We start from the raw sequence: 24,239 nt of genomic DNA, 5'->3' as shown, positions 1-24,239 counted from the left end.
TAGAGGTAATTGACTCATATGATTAAATATTTAAAAAGTACAACTCAAAGTTAATCATTTTTTCAATTACCCTAAGTTTTTTTATTTAAATCCCTTGAAAACAATAAGTTAGACTTATAATTCACGTGGCGTAATAACTTCTGGGCTTGGATAAGTTCTTTATACATCAAAAAAAGATGATAATGATAAGCCGAATATTTTTTATTCTAAACCTGCTAAATGTTTTTACTCCGAAAGGATTTTGGTATTTGTTTATTAGCATCTACAAGTATGGCTTCAATCTGATGACCTTACTTGCTTATTCGGCTTATAGATTTCCCCAAAAGATTGCTATATGCTTTGAAAATAAAAATTTTACATATAAAGAATTCTTGCAAAATACTCAAAAAATAGCCTATGTTTTGCACGCCGCTTGCTATATTCGTAAAAAAGATAAAGTAGGGGTATTACTACATAATTCTGTTGAGCAAATAGAAACTATTTTTGCTCTTTCGTATTTAGGGGCAGATATTTATTTACTCAATCCAGATATAACAGCAGAGCAATTGCAGCCGCTACAAGAAAAACACCAATTAAAGCCAATTATATGCGAAAATCAGCATTTGGATAGGCTTTCGGGGCAAATATCAAAAAAACTAATCAATATCAATCAGTTGGAAACTGCCTCCCCAATAGATACTATACCGAAAGGTTTTGGAGGAAAAATTATCGTACTCACTGGTGGAACAACAGGTGGTTTTAAGACAGCCAAGCATAAGGCTTCTGCCAAAGCATTTATTTATCCCACTTATGCTCTCATCAAAGAATTACAGATTGATAAATATGAGTCAGTTTATATTGCAGTTCCAATATTTCACGGCTACGGATTGGCTACTCTACTGATGTCAGTTGCTTTGGGAAAAAGTATGTATATTTGCAAGAAATTTGAAACGAAACAAACGCTGGAGAGTATAGAAAAATATCGTATTGAGGTGGCAACTTTTGTGCCTACAATGCTTCGCAGATTGCTTTTGGAAAATACAAAGGCATTAGCTTCTCTTAAATGTATAGTTTGCGGTGCCGCTCCTTTGCCTACGGAAACAGCCAAGCAAGTTATTGATAAATTGGGAACCATTTTGTACAATCTTTATGGCTCCTCTGAAGCAGGATTTTGCATTATAGCAAACCCCAAGGATTTAGAAAAAAATATAGCAACTATTGGCAAACCTATTGAAGGCGTAAGAGTTCGTATTGATAGCCCAAATGCAGAAGGCATAGGCGAACTATGCATCAAAAGTGATTGGACAATCAATCCCAAAGACTGGATTTATACTGGTGATTTGGCTCGGTTAGATGATAATGGACTTGTTTTTCTTTATGGAAGAAAAGATGATATGATTATTTCGGGTGGGGAGAATGTGTATCCTATTTACACAGAAGAAGTTATGCTCAAACACCCCGCTGTTGCAGAGGTTGTGGTTGTAGGAGTTGCAGATGAAGATTTTGGACAAATTTTGAAGGCATTTGTTGTAGTTAAGCCCAATCAGGGAGTTACTGAACAAGCATTAAAATTGTGGCTTGCTGATAAATTGGTAAAATTTCAAATTCCGAAAAAAATAGAATTTGTAACACAGATACCTTATACAAGTGTTGGAAAAGTTCAGAGAAAGTCCTTCAAAAATTAAAATTGTGCTTTGGGCGTTACTTGTTTGCGTTATGCTTTTAATTGCTTAATTTTGTAACTTAAAAATCTAAAAATCAATGAAAAAGCTAATTTTACTTTCAGCTTTACTTTCGGCTTGTCAGGTGAGTGAAACCAAAAAAGAAAATAACTCGCCGCACCAAAAATTATTTGAAGAGGTAATGGCTATTCACGATGAGGTAATGCCTTCTCATCATATCATTGCCAAATACCGAGATACACTCACAATGGAATTGCAAGAGCTTGAAAAACAAAAAGATACAGCTAAAATAGGAAAATTTAAGCAAATTCACCAAGAATTAGATTATGCTTACAAGGCTATGGATTTATGGATGCGAGAATTTGATGAAAATTGGGACAAAAAATCTCCCGATGAGCAAAAGGCTTATCTAGAAAAAGAAAAAGAAAAAATCTCCAAAGTAAGCGAAAAAATGAAAAAAAGCCTTGAAATGGCTAAAAGCAGAAAATAAAATTTCAGACATTAGACAAGAGACATAAGCATAAGATGATAGATATAACAAAATATTGAAAATCAAATTTATACACTAAACACTGAAAAAAAATAACTCAAATGTATGTCTGATAAATTTGCTTTTGCACAAGAATTAGATGCCCAAGATGAGTTGAAGCATTTTCGCAGTCGTTTTTTTATTCCCCAACACGAAGGAAAAGAAGTAATTTATTTGTGTGGGAACTCGTTGGGGCTTCAGCCGAAAACTGCAAGTGAAGCCATACAAAAAGAATTGAATAAATGGGCAGATTATGGTGTGGAGGGGCATTTTGTGGGCGAGCAACCTTGGTGGCAATTCCGCAAACCTATCAAACCTTTACTTGCGGAGATTTTGGGAGCTAAACCTACGGAGGTTGCCATTATGAATAGCCTCACTACAAATCTGCATTTGCTTTTGGTGAGTTTTTACAATCCGCAAGGCAAGCGTAAAAAAGTTTTGATGGAAGCGGGAGCTTTTCCCTCTGACCAATATGCTTTGGAAACACATTTGCATTTTAGGGGTGTTAGTCCTGATGAAAATATTATAGAAGTTGCACCTCAAAAAAATGAACACATTTTACAAACTGAACAAATTTTAGAAACTATTGAAAAACTCGCAGATGAACTTGCTTTGGTGATATTTGGGGGGGTAAATTATTATACAGGGCAAGTTTTTGAAATGCAAAAAATCACGCAAAAGGCACATCAAGTAGGGGCAGTAGTGGGTTTTGATTTGGCTCACGCCGTTGGAAATGTGAAACTGGACTTACACGCTTGGCAAGTAGATTTTGCGACTTGGTGTTCGTACAAATATCTCAATTCGGGTCCTGGGGGCGTTTCGGGAATTTTTATTCACGAAAAACACCACAACAAAGATTTACCACGTTTTGGCGGTTGGTGGGGACAAGTAGAAAGCGAACGCTTTTTAATGAAAAAAGGCTTCAAACCTATACCCGATGCCGATGGCTGGCAACTCTCCAATGAACCGATTTTGCCAATGGCGTTACATCAGGCATCGCTTCAAGTTTTTCACGAAGCTACAATGGATAAATTAGTGGCAAAAAGTAATTTACTTACGCATTATCTTTACGAATGGCTCATAGAATTTGCAGGTGAGCATATTGAAATTATTACCCCTAAAAATCCACCACACCGAGCCGCTCAACTTTCAATTTTCGCCAAAAGTAAGGGCAAAGAATTGCATCAATACCTGCTCAAAAATGGCATTATCACCGATTGGCGAGAGCCTAATGTGGTACGTATGGCACCTGTGCCGCTTTACAATACTTTTACAGAAGTTTTTCTGACAGCCCAAAAAGTAGCTGAATTTTACAAATAAAAAAAGTACAAAATTGCTCTTTGAAAAGTATAAAAACTCACCACTTTACCTCAAAAAGTGAAAAAAGTCTAATTTTTACTTTCTAAAACTGCATTTTTGGCAGTATTTTTGTAATTATTTTCCGAAAATGTAGTTTTATTGCCTATGATAAAAACTTTACAATACATTCAAACACCTTGGGGCTATTTTGAGCTGGATATACATTCCGATTTAGAGCGAGCTATTGTAGAAGATATAGAATGGCAAGAAGGCTTATTTTTTGGAAAGCCTCGTTACGGACACCCCGAAGGGAAAATCATTGCCCATATTTATGAAGTTTTGGCGAATGTAGATAATTTGCGTTGGAAAATCTCCGAAACAGATTATCATAAATTACGCTTAATTGCCCTCATTCACGATACTTTTAAGCATAAAGTTGATGAAAGCAAACCCCGCATAGGGGCTAATCATCACGCATTTATAGCTCGTCAGTTTGCGGAAAAATATGTTTGGGATAAAGCTACTTTGGATATTATTGAACTGCACGACGAAGCCTATCACGCTTGGCGAGAGGAGTATTTTTGTAAAAACTCTTTCAAAGCCCAAGAGCGTCTGCAAAAACTTTTAGAACGTTTAGGTGAAAATTTGCAACTTTTTTATCTTTTTTTCGTTTGTGATACACAAACAGGTGATAAAAACCAAGAGTCGCTTCGTTGGTTTGAACAAAAAACAGGTATAGAAAGAGTTGATGCGAAAGTTTTTTAACATAGGTTTAGTAGGCTTAGTGGTGTTGTTTTGTGTAAATGGGGCTTTTTCGCAAAGAATGGCTACCATTAAAATTGCCAAACTCAAATACAATGGTGGGGGTGATTGGTATGCCAATAAAACGGCTTTACCCAATCTGATAGACTTTTGCCGAAAAAATTTGCGTATGAATCTGCACCCCAAAGATGAAGTGGTGGAGGTAGGCAGTCCTGAAATTTTTTCGTATCCTTATGTGTATATGACAGGACACGGCAATGTTACTTTTTCGCCCCAAGAAGCTCAAAATTTAAGACGTTATCTGATAGCAGGAGGCTTTTTACATATTGACGATAACTATGGCTTGGATAAATATATCCGCACTGAAATGAAAAAAGTTTTTCCTGAACTGGATTTCGTAGAATTGCCTTTCAATCACCCAATTTATCATATCAAATACAGCTTTCCGAACGGCTTACCCAAAGTTCACGAACACGATGGCAAACCTCCACAGGGTTTTGGCTTGATTTATGAAGGTAGATTAGTTTGTTTTTATTCTTATGAATGTGATTTGGGTAATGGGTGGGAAGACCAATCCATTCACAACAACCCCGAAGAGGTACGCCAACAAGCCCTCAAAATGGGTGCTAACATTCTTTTTTACGCTTTTACCAATTATTAAAACCTCAACCGAATGTATCTCTGCGGTTTCTGACGTAAATCTATGAGTAACTTGGTGAGTTCAGCGGAGGTTTTGGTAAGATTCTCGTAAAGAGTTTGGTCTTTGAGCAATAAACCTAATGTTCCTTCACCTTTGTTGAGCTTGGCAAGCAAATTTTGTAGCTCCGCAAGTGTTTTTTCAGCCTTGTCCAAAGTTTTGTTGAAATGGATTTTTTGCAGAGAATCAGCAAAAGTATTTATTTTTTTGACAACATCAGGTAGTTGTTTGCTGGTTTGGGTGAGGTCTTGCGAGAGTTGCTTGAAATTGTTTGTAATGCCTAAAAGATTATTTCTATTTTCAGCAATCGTTCCTTCCAATGTTTGGGCTGTTTTTTCAAAAGTTTGCAAGGTGCTTTTTACATTTTTTCCAATACCTTCAAAATCAGCCAAAATGCCATTAACTTTTATCATTATGCTATCTACTTTGGCAAGAACGGGGCTGGCTTGGTCTTGTACGCTGCTCATTAGGTCTTTTTTAATGCCTGTTTTGAGAGTGTCATCGTAGTGTAGATAAGGTTCTTTATAGTCTAATTTTAATTCTATACTTGTTCCTCCCAAAAGGTCTTTGCTGATAAGGGCTACGGTATTTTTACCCATATTGATTTTTTCGTTCAAATCAATGGTAACCAATACTTTGCCGTTCAGACGAGGATTTTTGGCGTTTTGTAAAAATTTTACATCAAGCACTCTACCAATGGTTACGCCATTCACTTTTACCAAACTGGCGGGGGCAAGCCCTTGTACATCATCGTATAAAGCATAATAGTAATGGCTTGCGGCAAAAAAATCTTTTCCTTTCAAAAAATTAAACCCCAAATACAGCAAAGTAAGCGAGGCGAGCCCTAATACACCTACTTTGAACTCATTACTGATTTTTAGTTTCATAGCTTTGCAAAAAATTTTCCAAAGAAAAGTAAATTTTATTCAAAAAACAAATAGACCGAAACGCTGTGCGAAACCAAACTGCTTATTTGATTGGTAAATTGGTTGTCATCAGGAACAAGTAAATTCCCAAGCGTATGCGTAAAACGAATTTCAGGAGCGAATTTGAACATTTCATAAAAACGCTCTATGCCGAACCCATATTCAATAGCAAAACCTGCATTCCGTATGCGTATGCGTTCAGGTTCTTGGGAGGCTTTTGTACCAAGCGAGAAATAAGGCTTTACGCCTGCAATCATAAACATACGGGCATTGTGCCTGCGTAAAGACTTGATTTTAAGCATAAGCGGAAATTCAGCAGTAGTATTTTCTACGACTTTTTCAGTGATTTGTTTGGTAGTTGCATCTTGAAATTGAATAATCCGCTGACCAAAAACCGCCGTAGGAGAAAGCCGAATAGCCAAAAGTTCAGCGGGCTGGAAGGTTGCCGCAAGCCCTACCGAAAAACCCCACGTAGGTTTATTATTGACTATCCAGTTAGATGAGGCATTCAAATCAGAGGTTCTGATAGAAAACCAACTATGGTTTAACCCCAACACAAAGCCATAATGCATAGGTTGTTCATCATAGTCATCTAAATGGGTGATGTGTCCTTGGGCAAAAATAAAATTTGAGTGGATAGCGATACCAATCAAAAAGAATACAATTTTCTTCATAAGTTTTTGAAATCAATCCGAAATTTAACTTTTCTCACCTATGTATATTGAGCAAATTCCAAAAGTAAGCGGTTTGCAAGTTACGTTTTTGAAGCCAATTTTTTCTAATATTTCTACAAAATTTTTCCCTTCGGGAAAGACTTCCACCGAAGCAGGTAAATACTCGTAGGCGGCTTTATCTTTGGAAATGAGCTTTCCGAGCCAAGGTAAAAAGGTTTTTGAATAAAACTGATACAATTGCTTAACAGGGAAAGCCGAAGGTTTAGAAAATTCTAAAATCATTACTTTGCCCTGTGGTTTGGTTACTCGGTAAATTTCTGAAAGCCCTTGCTCTAAATTTGCAAAATTTCGCACTCCAAACGAAACCATTACGGCATCAAAACTGCTTTCAGCAAAAGGCAAATTTTCTGAATCAGCGGTTTGGAGGGTAATTTTATCTTGCAAGCCGAGTTTTTGAATTTTTTCTCTACCCAAAGCAAGCATACCTTCGGAAATATCAATGCCTACAATCTTTTGAGGGTTAAGCATTTTTTGTGCCAAAATTGCTAAATCTGCTGTACCCGTGGCAACATCTAAAATAGTTTGTGGCTGACTGCTTTGGAGCATAGTGAGGGCTTTTTTTCGCCAACTTTTATCAATGCCACCGCTTAAAACTCTATTGAGCAAATCGTATGTAGGCGAAATTTTATCAAACATTTCAGCAACTTGCTCTTTTTTATTTTTCTGACTTGATTTGTAGGGAATTATCGTTTCCATTATCTTTATTGTTTGGAAGCAAACAAAAGTTATAGCCTCTTTGTTCTGTGGAAAAATCTTACAAGTTTCGGTAATTATTTGCAGGCTTCAAAATTTTTTAGAAATTTGAGCCTTGAAAAGGTTTTTTCACAAATCTAAAAAAAATTTTCAATGGCAACTCGTCCCGATTTACTGGAAACCGCCCTCAAACTCGGACTTTTAGAGGAAGAATATCATAAAATCGTTGAAATTCTTGGCAGAAAGCCTAATTTTACGGAGTTATGTTGTTATTCGGCAATGTGGTCGGAGCATTGCTCTTACAAAAATTCCATTGTTTGGCTCAAAACTTTGCCCAAAGATTCGCCTCGTATGCTTGCCAAAGCAGGTGAAGAGAACGCAGGTTTGGTAGATATTGGCGATGGATACGCTATCAGTTTCAAGATTGAATCGCATAATCACCCTTCAGCTATTGAGCCTTATCAAGGAGCGGCAACAGGGGTTGGGGGTATCAATCGTGATATTTTTACAATGGGAGCAAGACCTATCGCTCAGCTCAATTCTCTTCGCTTTGGTAATCTGGATAATGAGCGGGTGCGTTTTTTGCTCAAAGGGGTTGTAAAAGGCATTGGCGATTATGGTAATGCTTTTGGTGTGCCTACCGTAGGGGGGGAAGTTTTTTTTGATGAATCTTTTACTATCAATCCGCTTGTCAATGCTTTTTCGGCAGGGGTAGTGAAAACAGATAAAATTGCCCGAGCCATAGCCAAAGGTGTGGGCAACCCCGTGTATATCGTAGGTTCGGCGACAGGTAAAGACGGAGTAGGAGGGGCGGCTTTTGCCTCCAAAGATATTACAGGCGAAAGCATTAAAGATTTGCCCGCAGTGCAAGTAGGAGACCCTTTCCAAGAAAAACTGCTTTTAGAAGCCACTTTGGAGGCTATTGCCACAGGTTACGTGGTGGGCGTGCAAGATATGGGTGCGGCGGGTATTATCTGTTCTACTTCAGAAATGAGTGCCAAAGGGGGCGTAGGTATGGATATTCATTTGGATAAAGTGCCTTTGCGGCAAGAAAATATGCAACCCTTTGAAATTCTTATCTCCGAATCGCAGGAGCGTATGCTAATGGTTGTGGAGAAAGGCAGAGAAAAAGAAATTGAGGCTATTTTTGAAAAATGGGATTTGAATTGCAGTCAGATTGGTGAAGTAACTGATACAGGAATATTGCGATTTATGATTTTAGGCGATACGGTTGCTAAAATTCCTGCTATTAGTTTGGTTTTAGGGGGGGGAGCCCCTGTGTATGTACGTGAGTACAAAGAGCCTGCTTACTATGCTGAATATCATAAATTTAATATCAATAATGTTCCTGATGTTACAGATAAAGATATTCCTAAAATTGCTAAATTCTTACTCTCCCATCCTAACATTTGCTCTAAAAAATGGGTATATGAGCAGTATGACTCAATGGTAGGAACTGCTAACCAAAGTACTAATGCTCCCTCTGATGCGGCGGTGGTAATGGTAAAAGGTACGAATAAATCTATTGCGATAACTGTGGATTGTAACTCTCGTTACGTACAAGCTGACCCCGAAATTGGCACAATGATTGCCGTTGCCGAAGCGGCAAGAAATATTGTATGCAGTGGAGGCGAACCTGTGGCTATTACAAACTGCTTAAATTTTGGCAATCCGTACAACCCCGAAGTATATTGGCAATTTGTAGGAGCTATCAAGGGTATGGGAAAGGCTTGTCGTAAGTTTGATACGCCCGTAACAGGAGGAAATGTAAGTTTTTACAATCAGTCCAACATAGACGGCAAAGAAATACCCGTTTTCCCTACACCTACTATCGGAATGCTTGGAATTTTAGAGAACAGAAGTTGGCAAACTACTTTGGACTTCAAAGAGGAAGGCGATTGGATTTACCTTTTGGGATATAGTAAAAATTGTATTTCTTCTTCGGAGTATTTGTATTCGTATTTGGGTGTAAAAGGTTCGCCTGCTCCTGAATTTAGTTTGGAGGAAGAGTATCAATTACAGGAACTTATCAAAGGGCTTATTCGCAATAGACTTATTCGTTCTGCTCACGATGTTTCTGATGGTGGTTTGTGGGTGGCACTTGTGGAATCGGCTTTACCCAGAAATTTCGGTTTTAGCATTGCTACCAATCCTCTTTATAGAAAAGATGCTTTTCTTTTCGGTGAAAGTCAAGGTAGAGCTATAGTTTCGGTGGGTGGAAAAGCTCGTGAGACAATGAAGTTTGAAAAATTTTTAGAAAAGAGGGGAATTCCTTACACTTTTTTAGGCAGAGTAACCATAGGCGATTTTGAAATTGATGGCAAAAAAGTGCTTTCTGCTAAAGAGGCAAGACGTATTTATGAAGATAGCTTGGGTAAAAAAATGAATCATTAAATAATTCAAAATTTAAGAGAGTGGTGTTTATGATTTAAGCCAAAAAGAAAAGCCTTGCAGTCAATACAAGGCTTTTTATATCAAGGCTCTTCTTCAATAGTTTCAGAGGTTTTTTTGGGTTCTTCTTCATTATTGCTTACTGAAACTGAATCAGACTTGGCAAGGTTTGTCTTTTGCATAGTATCTGTTTTGCTCTCTTTGACTTGCTGCTGCTGTTGAGTTGTGTTTTTTCTATCACAAGCAATCAATGTTAGCCCTAAAAGGAAGCAAGCAAATAATTGTTTCATACATACCAAGTTTTGGTAAAAAACTATCCTACTTTACTTTGAGCAAGTGCTTTCTGCATAGCTTTTTCAATACGACTGCAAAGGGTTTGTAACTGCTCCTCTGTCCAAGCAACTTTTACCACAAGGGAAATCAGACGGCTAATTAAATCATTTGATTTGGGAATGTCCAAATTTTCATAATCTTGTGGTGTGCCTAAAAGATGAGCCACGGTTTTCATTGGGGTTTTCAGACCTCTTACGTGTTCCCAGTTGCGTATGTAATGATACTGGTTATCCCACCAATATTGAATGCCTGTTAGTTCGCCTACCCCTTCCTCGCGAAGGGCTTGCAAAACTTTGCGAGTAGTTGCTTCGTCAGGCAAAAAGAAATCCATAAAAGTAGCGGCATCGCCTTGTGGGTCAGGGATATGGCGGAAGCTCACCACGTCAAATTTAGCAAGTGTTTCTTGTAAGGCTTTTTTGTGTTTGCGTTGTTGGCTTAAAATATAGTTGATTTTCCGAATTTGAGCCAAACCAATTGCGGCATTGATTTCACCAATACGATAGTTGAAGCCTACAATAGGGTGTTTTTCCATTCCACGATTATCGCCGATGTGGTCGTGTCCGTGGTCGGAAAATTGCTCGGCTAAATGATATAAATTTTCATCATTCGTGATAACAGCTCCGCCTTCGCCACAAGTAATAATTTTGAAAAAATCAAAAGAAAAACAGCCCATTTCGCCGAAAGTACCTGCGGCTTTGCCTTTATAGCTTGCTCCAAGAGCTTGGGCAGTATCTTCAATGAGCAACAGATTGTGTTCTTTGCAAATTTGTACGATTTCCTCAATTTTAGCCATACTTCCACACATATGCACTACGATTACGGCTTTTGTTTTGGGCGTAATAGCTTTGCGAATACCTTCGGGAGAAAGACAAAGGGTTTCATCTATTTCGGCGAATACAGGCAAAGCTCCTCCCAACAAAGCTCCTTCAATAGTAGCTACATACGTGAAAGGTGGTACAATCACTTCATCGCCTGCTCCAATGCCACAAGCCGCCATAGCGGTAGCTACCGCAGTAGAGCCACTTGAAACGCAGTGAGCATATTTAGCACCTGTGAATTTTGCAATTTCGGCTTCAAATTCTTTTGCTTTCCAGTGTCCGTTGCGTAGGTTATCGTGATTGTAACGAAACAAAATCCCTGTTTCTAAAACATCATTGATTTCTTTGCGTTCTTCTGCTCCAAATAATTCGGTTCCGGGCATACATTTACTTTTTTGGTGAATTCAAATGCAAATAAAAGGCTTTTTGATGAGTTTTGAAAATATTTTTTTGGCAAAAATTGAAATTTCCTACTTTTGCACTCAAATTATCAGCTGAAAGCTATGGATAATCCCGTAATTATTTTAGGAGCAAAAAACTTAGGCATAGTTGCTTTGGAAATTTTTCAGAGCCACAAAATAGATGTGTATTGTTTTCTTGATGATGATGAAAAACTGCACGGCACTGAAATCAACTTTGTGAGCGTACTCGGAAGTACTGATGATGATGGCTTTTTGAAACTTATCGGCAAAAAATGCGAAGCTTTTGTAGCCACTGACGACAATAAACTTCGCAAGAAACTCGTAGAAATGCTTATTGAGCGGCGAAAAGTAATGCCCACCAACGCTATTCACGCAGAGGCTTTTCTTTCCAGCCATTTGGCTATGGGACACGGCAACCTTATTGATGCCAAAGCCATACTGAATGCAGGCGTAAAAATAGGAAACCACAACATTATCCGTGCGGGGGCAATCCTTGACTACAATGCCCAAATTGCCGATTTTGTCCAAATAGGAACAGGTAGCATTGTAGGCGATAACGTAACCATAGAAGAGGGAGTTTTTGTAGGAGCTGGAGCTACGATTGTTTCAGGGGTGAAAGTAGGAAAAAATGCTCGGATAGGAGCAGGTTCGGTAGTAGTGCAAAATGTTGAAGCGGGGGAAACTCTATTCGGTAACCCCGCTCAAAAGGTGAAAGTGTGAATTTTTGGGAGTAAAAATAAAAAATTTCCTCACTCGCCCACCATTACGAAAGCACCCCAGTAGTAAGGTGCGGAGTATTTGCGTTTCATTTTGTTTTGAGCATTTTGGAAAGCAGTGCGTTTATCTTGCTTTTTGAGGAGCATATTTTTGTAAAATAGGTTCATAAACTCTTGGGTGGCGTTATCATCTACTTTCCAAAGGCTCATTATTACGCTTTTTGCCCCTGCTTCTTGCAAGGCTCTTTGCAAGCCAAAGACACCCTCACCACTTTTCACCTCGCCCAAGCCTGTTTCGCAAGCCGAAAGAACTACCAAATCTGTTCTTTGTAGGTCTAAGCCCAAAGCTTCTTGGGCAGTGAGTATGCCATTTTCCGTGCTACCTGTTTCTTTTTTATTGAGTGATAGCTCTGCACCTGATAGGAGCAAGCCTGCTCGCAAGAGCGGATTATCAAATTTGGCTTCTTTGTTTTTATTGTCCTCTTGGGTTTCAATGAAAAAGCCGTGCGTGGCAATGTGTAGAATGTTTGCAGAGCTGATTTTTTTCAGATTTTCTTCGCTTGCTTGTTTTTCTAAAAAAACATTGTTTTCTATTTTAGCCTGCTTGGCAATGCTTGCAATGCCTTCTACTTCTTTTTTGGTGCCGGGCAGGTAGGTTACCGTTCCTGAAAGCTCGTCAAAAAAGCGTTGTTTTTTATCAATTCTGCTGACAAGAGCCACATCAATCACTGCTCTGTTTTCGCTGGGTTGTTGGGAAGCGGGTTTGTTTGCAAAATCAGGGTATCCGAAAAGGTACAGGCGGTATTCTTTGAGTTGTTTTTGAAGTTTTTTATTTGTGTTTAGCTCAATAAAATCGCGAGCTGTGCTGATAAGTTGAATGCTTAATTCCTCGTCTAAGTATTTTTGGGTCTTGGGATTGTAGAGAGTAGCAAGATTGATTTGATGATAGACACCATCGGCACTGAAATAGATTTTCCGAATGCCTTTCAATTTTTGAGCAATAGGCTCAAAAAATACACCATAGGAGGCTTTATCTTGCTTGCGGAAACGGATATGATTTCGGTAGAAAGCAATTTCACCTGTTTCTAAATCTTTTCCATTGGGCAGGAGAACCATTTCGGGGTAGGGGCTATTTTTCTTTACTACCAAAGCCATATACAGCACGCTATCGGTCCATTTTTTATCGTGATACCTGAACCTGCTTATTTCTACAATAGCTTCATCAGATTTAAGTTTTTGTTTGATTTCTTGCCACGAGTGTTGGGTAGGGCTGAGCTGAAAGCTATACCCTTCTTGGGCAAGGAGCAGGGAGAGTTGTTTTTCCAGTTCGTTGGCTTGTTTTTCAAGGTTTTCGAGGCTGATGTTTTGTTCTTTACGTTTCTCTTGTGTCATTTCGTAGGCTTTGGCAAGTTGGCGGCGTTGGTTAATCCACTCGTGGTAGGTAGCTTGAAGTTTTGGATTTTGGGATTTTTCGGCGGTTCTGCGGAGTTGTTGGGTAGAAAAAAACAGAAGCCCTTTGGTGAAAAGATTGTTTTCCAGTAGCCAAGCCGAGAGTTCAGGTTTTTGGGCTTTAAGGGCAAAGGAATGATAAATCTCAAAATGATATTTCAAAGTAGCAAGGTATTGTTCTTTTTCTTTTTCAGAAAGCCCTACGAAGTTGCGTTGAATGTTGTGAATTAGGGTTTGGGAGGCTTCTTTGAATAGTTTTTCAGCCTCGGCATAACGACCTTGGTCTTGGTATAACCCTGCCAAATTATTGCAAGCAGTGGCATAATCGGGGTGTTCTTTACCGAGAGTTTTGGCAAAAATAGATTGAGCTTCTTTGAATAGGCTTTCAGCCTCGGCATAGCGACTTTGAGCTCTAAACAACACTGCCAAATTATTGCAAGATAAGGCATAATTGGGGTGTTCTTTTCCGAGGGTTTTGGCATAAATAGATTGGGCATCTTTGAATAGTTTTTCAGCCTCAGCATAGCGGCCTTGGTCTTTGTATAATGCTGCCAAATTATTGCAAGCTAGGGCATAATCGGGGTGTTCTTTTCCGAGTGTTTTGGCACGAATGGCTAAGGATTCTTTGAATAGGTTTTCAGCCTCGGCATAGTGACCTTGGTCTTTGTATAACGCTGCCAAATTATTGCAAGATAAGGCATAATTGGGGTGTTCTTTTCCGAGGGTTTTGGCATAAATAGATTGAGCTTCTTTGTAGAGGTTTTCAGCCTCGGCATAGCGACCTTGGTCTTTGTATAACGCTGCCAAATTATTGCAAGATAAGGCATAATTGGGGTGTTCTTTTCCGAGGGTTTTGGCATAAATAGATTGAGCTTCTTTGTAGAGGTTTTCAGCCTCGGCATAGCGACCTTGGTCTTTGTATAACGCTGCCAAATTATTGCAAGATAAGGCATAATTGGGGTGTTCTTTTCCGAGGGTTTTGGCATAAATAGATTGAGCTTCTTTGTAGAGGTTTTCAGCCTCGGCATAGCGACCTTGGTTTTCGTACACCCCTGCCAAATTACTGCAAGATTGGGCATAATCGGGGTGTTCTTTTCCGAGGGTTTTGGCACGAATGGTTAAGGCTTCTTTGATTAGGTTTTCGGCCTCGGCATAGCGACCTTGGTCTTGATATAACGCCGCCAAATTATTGCAAGATTGGGCATAAAGTGGGTGTTCTTTTCCGAGGGTTTTGGCATAAATAAAGTGAGCTTCTTTGTAGAGGGTTTCGGCATCGGCATAGCGACCTTGGTTTTCGTACACCCCTGCCAAATTATTGCAAGCTAGGGCATAAAGGGGGTGTTCTTTGCCAAGGGTTTTGACAAAAATAGAGTGAGCTTCTTTGTAGAGGGGTTCGGCCTCGGCATAGCGACCTTGATAATGGTATAACAAAGCCAAACTATTGCAAGAGTTAGCATAATCGGGGTGTTCTTTTCCGAGGGTTTTGGCATAAATAGAGTGAGCTTCTTTGTAGAGGGTTTCGGCCTCGGCATAGCGACCTTGGTCTTTGTATAACGATGCCAAATTATGGCAAGATTGGGCATAATCGGGGTGTTCTTTGCTGAGGGTTTTGGCACGAATGGCTAAGGCTTCTTTGAATAGTTTTTCAGCCTCGGCATAACGACCTTGGTCTTTGTATAACGCCGCCAAATTATTGCAAGAGTTGGCATAGTCGGGGTGTTCTTTGCCGAGTTTTTGGCATAAATAGATTGAGCTTCTTTGTAGAGGTTTTCAGCCTCGGCATAGCGACCTTGGTTTTCGTACACCCCTGCCAAATTATTGCAAGCAGTGGCATAATCGGGGTGTTCTTTGCCGAATTCTGTTTCAGCTTGTTTGAGGGCTTTTTCTAAAATAGGTTTTGCTTCTGAGTACTTATCTTCATTAAGTAGCTTCACTCCTTGCTTATTTAACTCTCCCCAGCTTTGGGCAAAAGACACATAGCTCCCTGCTAAGGCTATGCAAAAAACAAGTAAAAAAACACGAGTTTGCATAAAATCAATATTTTGCCTATACAAGCAAATATAAGTGATTTCAGTTTGTTTTTCAAAAGATTGGAGGATTTTTTTGCGAGATAAAGTTGCTTTAACACGCCAAAGAAAGCGTTTGGCAAATGTCTTGATAGAAGGCACGCCTGAAAAATTTGATTTTGATTTCAAAGGCTTCAAGCGAAATAAAAATGAGTAAAACTCAACTATTCATTTCGCAAGAAGTTGAGCAAATAGTTTAATTCTTGCAGTTGTGTATCGCTTAGATTTTGGCAAATATCATCTAATTCTTGGGCTTGTTTGTCCATTGTTTCAAGCAATTCTAAACCTTTGTTGGTAATGGTAATATCTACGCTGCGGCGGTCATTGGGGCATTCTTTGCGTTTGAGTAAGCCTTTTTTGTAGAGTTTATCTACAATCCGAGAGGCATCGGGCATTTTATCAAGCATACGTTCTTTGATGTATTTCAAAGAAACGGGCTTTCCGCCCGCCCCCCTGACAATACGCAAAATGTTGTATTGCTGCATAGTGATTTTATACGGCTTGATGTGTGTTTGTACTTTGTTTTCAATAAATTTGGCTGTATAAAGAATATTGACCAAAGCCTTATGCTTTTCGTTCCGAAAACGGCTTTGGATAGCTTCCTCTATGGTTTTCATACATTCTTAGTTACTTCTGATAAACTCTCCTTGAAAATTTAGCTTAATCTCATTGCCTACCAGCCAAGCACCATTATCTAAAAGTTGGTTCCAGGTTAAGCCGAAAGAAGTACGGCGAATAAGTGTTTTCGCTTTGAAACCTGCTTTTACATTGCCCCAAGGGTCGCGGGCTTGCCCTGTATATTCAGCTTCTAAAATCACAGGTAATGTTTTTCCTTTGATAGTGAGATTTCCTGTAACTTGAAATTTCCTATCAGCAACTTTCTTAAAATCAATACTGATAAATCGTATGATAGGAAATTTTTCAGCATCTAAAAAATCAGGTGAAACAAGATGCTGGTCGCGTTGAGTATTGTTGGTATAAAGCGAGTTTGCTTTGATTTCCGCTACTATTTTGGCATCAGAAAAATCTAGGTGTGTGGTGCGAATAGTAACATCAAAATCTTGCATAAAGCCAACTACTTCTGCAATTACCATATGAGGTACAGCAAAAGTCAGATTGGAATGTAAAGGGTCTAATTTCCAAATATACTCCATAGGCTTGATAATTTTTCTTGAGAATCTTTTCGCAAACTAAATGTTTAAGAAAAATTTTCCAAGAAAATATGGGCTTAAATCTGAAAAAAACCTCTGACATTTTTTCAAATTTAGTCAGAGGTTGAATTTTTACTTATTTTGCTACACCTGCCGATATCTTAAAGCCCATATGTACCGTGTTGCTGATGAGTTTATCTGTAATACCCCACTCCATACCCCAATCTTTGCGATTGATGTTGAATTTGGCTTCGGCTTCCATTTTTCCGCCTTCCAATTTTACTATCGCTGGGAACGTAATGGATTTGGTAACGCCTTTCATTGTCAAGTTACCTGTAATGCTGTGAGTAGGGTTTTCCAATGTGTATTCTTTATCTTTTTCGCTTACTTTTTGAGTGGTATCGGCTTTGTAAGGTTCTACCGAAACTACTTCAAAAGTAGCTGTGGGGAATTTCTCGGCATCTAAAAAGTCAGGGCTTTTGAGATGACCTGTAAGTTTAGCATTTTCTTTTTCAGTTTCAGGAATATCCAAAACTTTCAAAGATTTCACATCAATTACAAATTTACCCCCTACGATTTTACCTTCCTTTACTGATACAGAGCCTTCGGAAAGAGCAAAAGTGCCGTTATGCTTGCCTGTGGGTTTGGTACCAACCCAAGTAATCACGCTATTAGCTACATCTACTTTCAAGGTTTGAGCTTCAGCGGCTTTGGTGCTATCTACCTTTTGGGCTTCGCCTGTTTTGGCTTCATCGCTTTTAGGAGCCGATTCGCAAGAAGCGAAAAGAATTGCCCCTGATAAGAAAATTCCAAGAATTTCTAAACTTTTCATTGCTGTAAGAGGTTTTAATGTTAAAAAATGAAATTTGTTTGCAAATATATGTAATAACTTTTAATGTTACAACATTTTTTGAAAATCTTATCTAAATTTTTTCCTATTCAAAACAAATTTTTACTTTCTTTGTGAAATTTTTGTGAAAGCGTACAAAAAAATGAACCCTACGGCAGAAAAGTTCTTGCAAGATGCTGAACAAAAATCTTTTGATTTGAAGCATCGACAGACCATCAATTACAATATTGGTAAATACAATAATGCTGTTCGGCAAGGTTTGGAGCAGTACCATAATCACGATTTGGCTCGTGAGCGGGCTTCGTATCTGAAAACAGAAACTATCAATCATTTAGGCGAATTGCTTTTGGATTTTGAGGAGCATTTTACCAAGCGTGGTGGTAAGGTAATTTGGGCGGAAAATGCCAACTCGGCACTGAAAAGCATTGAAGAAATTTGCAAAAAATATAAAGCCAAGTCCGTAGTAAAATCTAAATCAATGACTACGGAGGAAATTCATTTGAATGAGTTTCTGGAAAAAAAAGTTATTGAACCCATAGAAACAGATTTGGGAGAATTTATTGTGCAATTGGCAGGGCAGAAACCTTATCATATTGTTACGCCTGCGATGCACCTTTCTAAAAAAGACATAGCCGATATTTTTGTTGAAAAATTGCGTATCAAGCCTACCGATGATGCCCAAGAACTTACGCTTACAGCTCGCAGAATTTTGCGAGAAAAATATTTAGAGGCTGAAATTGGCATTACAGGGGGCAATTTCCTGATTGCAGATGTAGGAGCGGTGGCAATTACTGAAAATGAAGGAAATGCCCGTATGGCAACCACTTTCCCAAAAGTACATATTGCGATTGTAGGCATTGAAAAGGTTATTCCCAAACTGGAACATTTGGATTTATTTTGGCACTTACTTGCCACTAGCGGCACGGGGCAAAAAATCACGGTGTATAATTCTATTTTTTTCGGACCGCGACAAGCCGATGAATTAGACGGACCCGATGAAATGTACGTGATACTTCTGGATAATGGCAGAACTCGTCTGCTTGCCGATGCTGAAAAACGAGAGGCTCTGAATTGCATTCGTTGCGGTGCTTGCCTGAATGCTTGCCCTGTGTATAAAAACATTGGTGGGCATACCTACAACACCACTTACAGCGGTCCTATTGGCTCGGTGATTACGCCACACCTTGCAGAGCTGAAAGAATACAAACATTTGAGCTTTGCAAGTTCGCTTTGTGGGGCGTGTAGCTCGGTATGTCCTGTAAAAATTCCTATTCATAACTTGCTCTTGCTCAATCGTAAGCAGAGTGTTGAAGAAAAGCAAACTACTTTTTTAGAGCGTTTGGGGTTCAAGTTTTGGGAAAAAGCAATGCTAAGCCGAAAAATAATGGACTTTTTTTCTGCTAAAATCAAAAACAAATGGCTGAAAAAATTTTTCGGAAAAACTTGGGGAAAGCATCGTACTATGCCCCAAATTGCTGATAAGTCCTTTGCAAAAGAGTGGGAGGAGAAAATGAAAATATAGTTAGAGGTTTAGTTTCTTAAAATCTATTCAAGATGATAGTCGTTGAAAATCTTACAAAAATATACGGAAAGCAGAGAGCAGTAGATAATATCAATTTTGTGGCTGAAAGTGGTAAAATCACGGGCTTTTTAGGTCCGAATGGAGCGGGAAAATCAACTACTATGAAAATTGCCACTGGTTATTTAAAAGCGACTTCAGGCACTGTGCAAGTAGCAGGTTTTGATATAACAACTCACACAAAAGAAGCTCAAAGAGCTTTGGGGTATTTGCCCGAACATAATCCGCTGTATTTGGATATGTATGTACGTGAGTATTTGGGTTTTATGGGTAAAATTTACAAGGTAGCCCGTTTAGAAAATCGTATCAAGGAAGTAATAGAAATGTGTGGCTTGGAGCGTGAGGCTCATAAGAAAGTAGGAATGCTTTCCAAAGGCTACCGCCAGAGAGTAGGTTTGGCACAGGCTTTGATACATAACCCATCGGTGATGATTCTTGACGAACCCACCACTGGTTTAGACCCTAACCAAATCATTGAAATTCGCAATCTTATCAAGCAAATTGCCCAAGAAAAAACTATTTTGCTTTCTACGCATATTATGCAAGAAGTGCAAGCGATTTGCGATAAAGTGGTGATTATTCATTTGGGAAAAATTGTGGCGGATGCCCCTGTGAGTGAAATTACCAAACTTTTTCAAACTGAGCGAATTTTAAAAGTAGAATTTGCAGAAAGCATTGACGAAAATATTATTGCGAAAAACTTTGAAAAAATCTTGCAAATTCAGCATATTGCGGGCAATTTGTGGGAAATCCGAACACCCGCCGATATAGACTTGCGAGCCGATTTGTTCCAACTAGCTAAAATGCAAAATTGGACAATCTTGGAAATCAAACAAGAGGAAAAAAATATTGAAAATGTATTCAGAGAACTTACAAGAACCGCTATTTAAGCAAGAAATTCAAATTACTTCCAACAAACACCCTCGTCCTATTGGTTTGGATATTCGCCTTATTTTTGATGATATTCCCAAGCCACTTGTTCTTTTTATTCACGGCTTCAAAGGTTTCAAAGATTGGGGGCATTTCAATTTGATTGCCGAGCAGTTTGCTCAAAGAGGTTTTATTTTTGCTAAAATCAATCTTTCACACAACGGCACTACGCCTACCCATAAAAAAGAGTTTGTAGATTTAGATGCTTTCGGCAGAGAAACTTATACCAAAGATTTAGACGACATTACGGCGGTTTTGGATTATTTCTTTTCCGAAGATTATTTGTTCAAAAGAATTACATTGCTGGATAAATTGTTTGTCATCGGACACAGCAGGGGCGGAGCTTTGGCTCTGTTGAAAGCCGCCGAAGATAATCGCATCAAGAAAGTAGTTACTTGGGCATCTATTGCCAACACCAAATTTTTATTTACCCCCGAACGCATTGCCGAAATTGAAAAAAATGGGGTAATTTATATTGAAAATGCCCGCACCAAACAAGAAATGCCTATTTACAGAGAAGTATACGAAGATTTACTAAAAAACTGGTTGCATTACGATTTAGAAAAACAAGTACCTAAAATTCAAGTACCTATCCTCGTAATACACGGAAAAGCGGATACTTCTGTTTCGGTGGATAATGCTCGCCAATTATCATCTTGGGCTAAAAATGCAGAAATGATATTACTGGAAAATGCAGACCATACTTTTGGAGGAAAAGAGCCCTACACCGATGCCTTGCTCCCTATTCATACCGAAGAGGTAATTGATGAAACTATCAAGTTTTTACAAAGCGATTAGTATTAAGAATTTGGTGGGCAGGTTGTGCTTCAGCTCACTCCTCTACCGTCACGAAAGCACTCCCAACTTTTGGGTGGTATTTGTTAAGTAGAACTTTGTGCTAATTACAGCTTTTTACTTCAGAAAAAAGCTAGCCAATAGGCAAAAAGGCAAGTTGCAGGGAAAAGTAAATAAAGAATAGCAGGAAACAAAGCGTATTGCGTGAGAATAGTCCCTTGTTCTGAAATTTCAGGGCTACCGGGTAGAGAGTTAATAAGCAGAGCTTTTTCAGGCTGGTGGGGTAAGAACAATACTTTCAGCGGTTTATCGGTAAAAAACTTATGCGTTTGATGAGTGTTGTGGTGTATTGTATAGGTTTTTCCTCCACTCTGTAGATGAAAAGACATTTTCATTACCCTTTGCTTATTGACGGTGGTGTTAGTAGGCTTCATTCCACTAAAAGTAGCCTCACCCATTGTACCTTCGCGTAAGATGCGAATTTTAGAAAAAACCTTAGGAATAGCAATGGCAAGTATTATCCCGCCAATGAGTGGAAAAATAACAATAAAAAGCAGGAAATATGGCTGAAACTGCTTATGACGCAAGTTTTCAATGCGAGAGTAAGTAGGTTTGCCTTTTTTGTAAATTACCGTGGCAGTATTACCTACTTGATAATCAGAAGAGTAGCCGTAGGAAATGCCTGTGTATTCTTGTCCTTCTACCTGAAATTTGTAATGATACGCATAAATAGAAACTCTATTTTCACGGGCGTTGGCATATTCCTTTTTGTAAATAATGGCTTGGGTACGGGGACTATCTTTGGATAAAACGAAATCGCTGAAATCGGAAATAGAAGCAAATACACAAAAAATGATACTCCCAAAGGTAAAAAATATCCAACCGAAAAGCAAGAGAAAATTGCTTTCAAAAAACATTCTGATAAGCAAAGGTAAAGGAATATGACGAGTGCGGTGGAACATAATTGCCATACATAATGTAGCTCTACAAAGCCTAATAAACCTTCATTGATAGGTCTCCGCCTAGATGGATAGTCTTCGGTTTTGTAGCCTAATTGTAAATTTATACCGAAAGAACGCCAAATATTATATTTTAGGCTCGCTTGTTTAGAAAAATCTGCATCATAAAAACTTTGAATACAAATCTACTTGCAAGTATAAGAAAAATTTTTTGAAATTCAAAATATTATGTTTAATAATGCCTAATCCTTGATTTGTATGAGGAAAACCATATTTGAGATAAAAAGTACACTTCCTCTCATTGATTTTGAAATTGCTTACTAAAAATCTAATCAACCAAAGAAAGAAATTTAGTAAAGGATTGAAAAGTTTAGAATATAATTTCCATAAGTTCGTTATCAGGTGTAATAGCCCATATGCAGTTAGGTGAAGAGAATATAAAACTGCTTATTACAAGGCTATAGTTTTTATCTGCCGGAATACCAATTTCCTTAACGAGTTTATGTTCCCTTGTTTTAGTGTTTAGTTCAACTATTATGTATTTTTCTTGATATTTTAAGAGAATACGGAATAAGTTTTGGGATATAGGAATGATATCGTAAACGTAATAGTTTAGAGAGCTATCTTTACCATTAAAGAAATCAGAATTATTAGGATAAAGGTTTCTTAATAGCTGAAAAAATTCACCTGTTTCGATATTACCAATTAGATTTTCATAAATAAAAAAATAAAATGGGTAATGAATATAACCATAAATATATTTGTATGATTCCGTGTTTGTATTTACAAAATTAGGAAATTTAAGAGGTTTTAATTTTTGAAAAATGATTTTCTTATTTTTCTCATCTATATGTAGTTCCGCTATTAGCTTGGTACTTGTATCTGGTTGAACATTTTGGATACTTCCAAATATTTTTTTTGTTTTTTTGTCATAACTTAGTAAGTTAAAAGACATAATGTAATTACTAGGTAGCTTATCAGATTTTTCAAGGCTGTAGACATTAAATGTATTATCTTTAATCCATTCTGCAATGACAATTTCTTTGTAAATGTGATATTTTCTATCTTGAATTTTTACATATGATAAACCTAGTTCAATAAAATCCCTGCTTTCAAAAGAACGGTGATGAGATCCTAAATCAATATTTTGTTTATTCACCTGACTCAATATTTTTGAATATTTAACAACAGATTCATGATAGTTTGTGGTATCACCGAATATTTTTTTGTAAATTTCTAACTTGTCAAAATCTTTTGATGTAAAAACTTTTAACAGTTTTTTAGAGTTTTTGGAAAGAATATAATATTTATCAAATTGATAATCAAATAAGTAAATAAAATCTTGGTTTAATGAAACAGAAATAAAATTGCCAAGTAAAATCTCTTGGGGAAGTAAACGAGTAAGTGTAATTTTTACTTCTTTATACGGTTGAAGTTCTTGTAGTGTAAATTTATTCAATTTTATTGACTTAATAACTTTTGCATTCCAAGTGATGTGAATGTATGACTCATAACGATTTGAGTTTTTTTGTAAGGCATTATAGAGAGAGTCTGAAAATACTGTATGGGCTAAGGGTAGCTCAAAATTCATATTTTCTTGAAAAAAATACTTCGCAACTCTTTTGTCATTTTCCTTCATTACGATTTGTGGAGAGAAGTCTTTTGGAATTTTATTAAACTCTTTGATAGGTTGGATACAATTTATACAATCTTCTAAGCTGATAGCAAAATAAACACTGAAGTTTTTATTGCTTTGTGTATAAGCATAAAAGGTTTTGAGAAAAAATAATAATGATAATATGTAAACATTTTTTGAATAACTTATAAGAGAAACCATATAGAAATATTGATGGTTAAACCATAAAGAGTTTGAAATTTTAGATTAGAAATAAAATTTTAGATAATCAATTTCCTACTTGAAAAGAACTTCTTTTCAAGTAGGAAGTATATGTTACTTATCAATTTTTTTTATTTCTTTCCCTTTTCTTACATAAATCTCAGCGGATTCTAAGTATCCAAAAATAAAGTTGTTATTTTCAGGGCTATACATATCTATATGCCAGATGAGATTTTCATCTTTATTTGAAACTTGACTGCTAGATTTTGAATAAAAGGAAAAACAAGTTTTCTTAGGATTATTGGAGCAGGTAATAATGTATGTACCAGGAGTTTTGCCAGGTTTTACACTTATTAAATCACCTAAAACCACTCCGTCATTCCCGCCCAATCCAGGTTCGTCTGCAGGTTCAATAGCCATTTGAGCTTGCGAAAAATGGAATATGCTTATTCCAAGTAGTATTGACAAATATAACTCTTTCATAAATGTTTAAGTTTAGCGAATAAAAAACTTACTTTGTGTTTTTTGATAAAAAACATAAAAATTCTTAAAGATATTTGAGGCTGTCTTTATAAAATTTTCTTTTCGTTTTTTGTAAGTTATATGTTAATTTTTGGGAAATAATTTATCGTATACAATACA

22 protein-coding genes and 1 pseudogene are annotated in these 24,239 nt (G+C 37.6%); 10 read left to right on the top strand and 13 right to left on the bottom strand.

The window, feature by feature from the left end; translation table 11 throughout:
- The first annotated feature begins 182 nt into the window (after nucleotides 1-182).
- The 5 genes from Rain11_RS06320 to Rain11_RS06300 all read left to right on the top strand — a co-directional run bounded on the left by Rain11_RS06320 (nucleotide 183) and on the right by Rain11_RS06300 (nucleotide 4,912).
- A complete protein-coding gene (locus Rain11_RS06320; protein ID WP_165778087.1) occupies nucleotides 183-1,664 on the top strand; it encodes a class I adenylate-forming enzyme family protein in 1,482 nt (493 codons plus the stop codon).
- Between the two features lie 76 nt (nucleotides 1,665-1,740).
- Nucleotides 1,741-2,151, top strand: a complete 411-nt coding sequence (locus tag Rain11_RS06315) for a hypothetical protein (RefSeq protein WP_101358502.1) — start codon at nucleotides 1,741-1,743, stop codon at nucleotides 2,149-2,151.
- A gap of 105 nt (nucleotides 2,152-2,256) precedes the next feature.
- Nucleotides 2,257-3,510 carry a kynureninase gene (kynU, locus tag Rain11_RS06310; RefSeq protein ID WP_101358501.1) on the top strand — a complete coding sequence of 418 codons (1,254 nt, stop codon included), beginning with the start codon at nucleotides 2,257-2,259 and terminating at the stop codon, nucleotides 3,508-3,510.
- Between the two features lie 144 nt (nucleotides 3,511-3,654).
- Nucleotides 3,655-4,254 carry a hypothetical protein gene (locus Rain11_RS06305; RefSeq protein ID WP_101358500.1) on the top strand — a complete coding sequence of 200 codons (600 nt, stop codon included), beginning with the start codon at nucleotides 3,655-3,657 and terminating at the stop codon, nucleotides 4,252-4,254.
- Nucleotides 4,255-4,312: 58 nt separating this feature from the next.
- Nucleotides 4,313-4,912: a DUF4159 domain-containing protein gene (locus Rain11_RS06300; protein WP_394341588.1), complete on the top strand. Its 600-nt coding sequence runs from the start codon at nucleotides 4,313-4,315 to the stop codon at nucleotides 4,910-4,912.
- Here the strand turns inward: Rain11_RS06300 and Rain11_RS06295 are convergent.
- From Rain11_RS06295 to ubiE, 3 genes are read right to left on the bottom strand one after another with little or no spacing between them, the layout of a single operon-like run.
- Nucleotides 4,909-5,835 carry an MlaD family protein gene (locus Rain11_RS06295; RefSeq protein ID WP_101358498.1) on the bottom strand — a complete coding sequence of 309 codons (927 nt, stop codon included), beginning with the start codon at nucleotides 5,833-5,835 and terminating at the stop codon, nucleotides 4,909-4,911. The two genes, Rain11_RS06300 and Rain11_RS06295, sit on opposite strands and share 4 nt — an antisense overlap.
- A 35-nt stretch (nucleotides 5,836-5,870) precedes the next feature.
- Nucleotides 5,871-6,548, bottom strand: a complete 678-nt coding sequence (gene porT / locus Rain11_RS06290) for a type IX secretion/gliding motility protein PorT/SprT (RefSeq protein WP_101358497.1) — start codon at nucleotides 6,546-6,548, stop codon at nucleotides 5,871-5,873.
- A 24-nt stretch (nucleotides 6,549-6,572) separates the two neighbouring features.
- Nucleotides 6,573-7,304 (bottom strand): bifunctional demethylmenaquinone methyltransferase/2-methoxy-6-polyprenyl-1,4-benzoquinol methylase UbiE, encoded by a 732-nt coding sequence (gene ubiE, locus Rain11_RS06285; RefSeq protein ID WP_101358496.1) that lies wholly within the window; start codon nucleotides 7,302-7,304, stop codon nucleotides 6,573-6,575.
- A 150-nt stretch (nucleotides 7,305-7,454) separates the two neighbouring features.
- Here ubiE and purL point away from each other — a divergent pair, with 150 nt between their 5' ends.
- Nucleotides 7,455-9,695 carry a phosphoribosylformylglycinamidine synthase subunit PurL gene (gene purL, locus Rain11_RS06280; protein ID WP_101358495.1) on the top strand — a complete coding sequence of 747 codons (2,241 nt, stop codon included), beginning with the start codon at nucleotides 7,455-7,457 and terminating at the stop codon, nucleotides 9,693-9,695.
- A gap of 80 nt (nucleotides 9,696-9,775) precedes the next feature.
- Here purL and Rain11_RS06275 read toward each other — a convergent pair whose 3' ends face one another.
- Nucleotides 9,776-9,982 (bottom strand): hypothetical protein, encoded by a 207-nt coding sequence (locus Rain11_RS06275; protein WP_101358494.1) that lies wholly within the window; start codon nucleotides 9,980-9,982, stop codon nucleotides 9,776-9,778.
- Nucleotides 9,983-10,005: 23 nt separating this feature from the next.
- Nucleotides 10,006-11,226, bottom strand: coding sequence for a DegT/DnrJ/EryC1/StrS family aminotransferase (locus tag Rain11_RS06270; RefSeq protein ID WP_101358493.1), 1,221 nt, complete (start codon nucleotides 11,224-11,226; stop codon nucleotides 10,006-10,008).
- Nucleotides 11,227-11,346: 120 nt separating this feature from the next.
- Here Rain11_RS06270 and Rain11_RS06265 point away from each other — a divergent pair, with 120 nt between their 5' ends.
- A complete protein-coding gene (locus Rain11_RS06265; RefSeq protein ID WP_101358507.1) occupies nucleotides 11,347-11,985 on the top strand; it encodes an acetyltransferase in 639 nt (212 codons plus the stop codon).
- 29 nt (nucleotides 11,986-12,014) lie between these two features.
- Here the strand turns inward: Rain11_RS06265 and Rain11_RS14225 are convergent, their stop codons facing one another.
- The 5 genes and pseudogenes from Rain11_RS14225 to Rain11_RS06240 all read right to left on the bottom strand — a co-directional run bounded on the left by Rain11_RS14225 (nucleotide 12,015) and on the right by Rain11_RS06240 (nucleotide 17,479).
- Nucleotides 12,015-15,179, bottom strand: a complete 3,165-nt coding sequence (locus tag Rain11_RS14225) for a CHAT domain-containing tetratricopeptide repeat protein (RefSeq protein ID WP_394341587.1) — start codon at nucleotides 15,177-15,179, stop codon at nucleotides 12,015-12,017.
- Nucleotides 15,173-15,460, bottom strand: a pseudogene (locus Rain11_RS06255) (tetratricopeptide repeat protein); the annotation flags it as partial. The gene Rain11_RS14225 and the pseudogene Rain11_RS06255, both read right to left, overlap by 7 nt.
- A gap of 200 nt (nucleotides 15,461-15,660) precedes the next feature.
- Nucleotides 15,661-16,113: a MarR family winged helix-turn-helix transcriptional regulator gene (locus Rain11_RS06250; protein WP_101358490.1), complete on the bottom strand. Its 453-nt coding sequence runs from the start codon at nucleotides 16,111-16,113 to the stop codon at nucleotides 15,661-15,663.
- A 6-nt stretch (nucleotides 16,114-16,119) separates the two neighbouring features.
- A complete protein-coding gene (locus tag Rain11_RS06245; protein WP_101358489.1) occupies nucleotides 16,120-16,650 on the bottom strand; it encodes a YceI family protein in 531 nt (176 codons plus the stop codon).
- 133 nt (nucleotides 16,651-16,783) lie between these two features.
- Complete coding sequence (locus Rain11_RS06240) at nucleotides 16,784-17,479, bottom strand: YceI family protein (RefSeq protein WP_101358488.1); 696 nt, start codon at nucleotides 17,477-17,479, stop codon at nucleotides 16,784-16,786.
- A 160-nt stretch (nucleotides 17,480-17,639) separates the two neighbouring features.
- Between Rain11_RS06240 and Rain11_RS06235 the strand changes: the two genes are divergently transcribed.
- Genes Rain11_RS06235 through Rain11_RS06225 form a run of 3 tightly spaced genes read left to right on the top strand, consistent with a single transcriptional unit; the run spans nucleotide 17,640 to nucleotide 20,804 of the window.
- A complete protein-coding gene (locus Rain11_RS06235) occupies nucleotides 17,640-19,019 on the top strand; it encodes a LutB/LldF family L-lactate oxidation iron-sulfur protein (RefSeq protein WP_101358487.1) in 1,380 nt (459 codons plus the stop codon).
- A gap of 32 nt (nucleotides 19,020-19,051) precedes the next feature.
- The gene (gldA, locus tag Rain11_RS06230; RefSeq protein WP_101358486.1) at nucleotides 19,052-19,966 is read left to right on the top strand and encodes a gliding motility-associated ABC transporter ATP-binding subunit GldA; all 915 of its coding nucleotides are present in this window, start codon (nucleotides 19,052-19,054) and stop codon (nucleotides 19,964-19,966) included.
- On the top strand, nucleotides 19,932-20,804 hold the full coding sequence (locus tag Rain11_RS06225; RefSeq protein WP_101358485.1) for an alpha/beta hydrolase family protein: 873 nt from the start codon (nucleotides 19,932-19,934) through the stop codon (nucleotides 20,802-20,804). The genes gldA and Rain11_RS06225 overlap by 35 nt, the downstream gene beginning before the upstream one ends.
- Before the next feature lie 119 nt (nucleotides 20,805-20,923).
- Here Rain11_RS06225 and Rain11_RS06220 read toward each other — a convergent pair whose 3' ends face one another.
- From Rain11_RS06220 to Rain11_RS06210, 3 genes are all read right to left on the bottom strand, one after another.
- Entirely contained in the window at nucleotides 20,924-21,772 is an 849-nt protein-coding gene (locus Rain11_RS06220) for a DUF3592 domain-containing protein (protein WP_101358484.1), read from the bottom strand.
- Between the two features lie 358 nt (nucleotides 21,773-22,130).
- Nucleotides 22,131-23,597, bottom strand: a complete 1,467-nt coding sequence (locus Rain11_RS06215) for a hypothetical protein (RefSeq protein ID WP_101358483.1) — start codon at nucleotides 23,595-23,597, stop codon at nucleotides 22,131-22,133.
- A gap of 114 nt (nucleotides 23,598-23,711) precedes the next feature.
- Nucleotides 23,712-24,080, bottom strand: a complete 369-nt coding sequence (locus Rain11_RS06210) for a hypothetical protein (protein ID WP_101358482.1) — start codon at nucleotides 24,078-24,080, stop codon at nucleotides 23,712-23,714.
- Nucleotides 24,081-24,239: the final 159 nt, after the last annotated feature.

It is taken from the genome of Raineya orbicola (genome assembly GCF_002843425.1).
GTDB lineage: Bacteria > Bacteroidota > Bacteroidia > Cytophagales > Thermonemataceae > Raineya > Raineya orbicola.
This window is presented reverse-complemented; position numbering and strand designations above follow the sequence as displayed.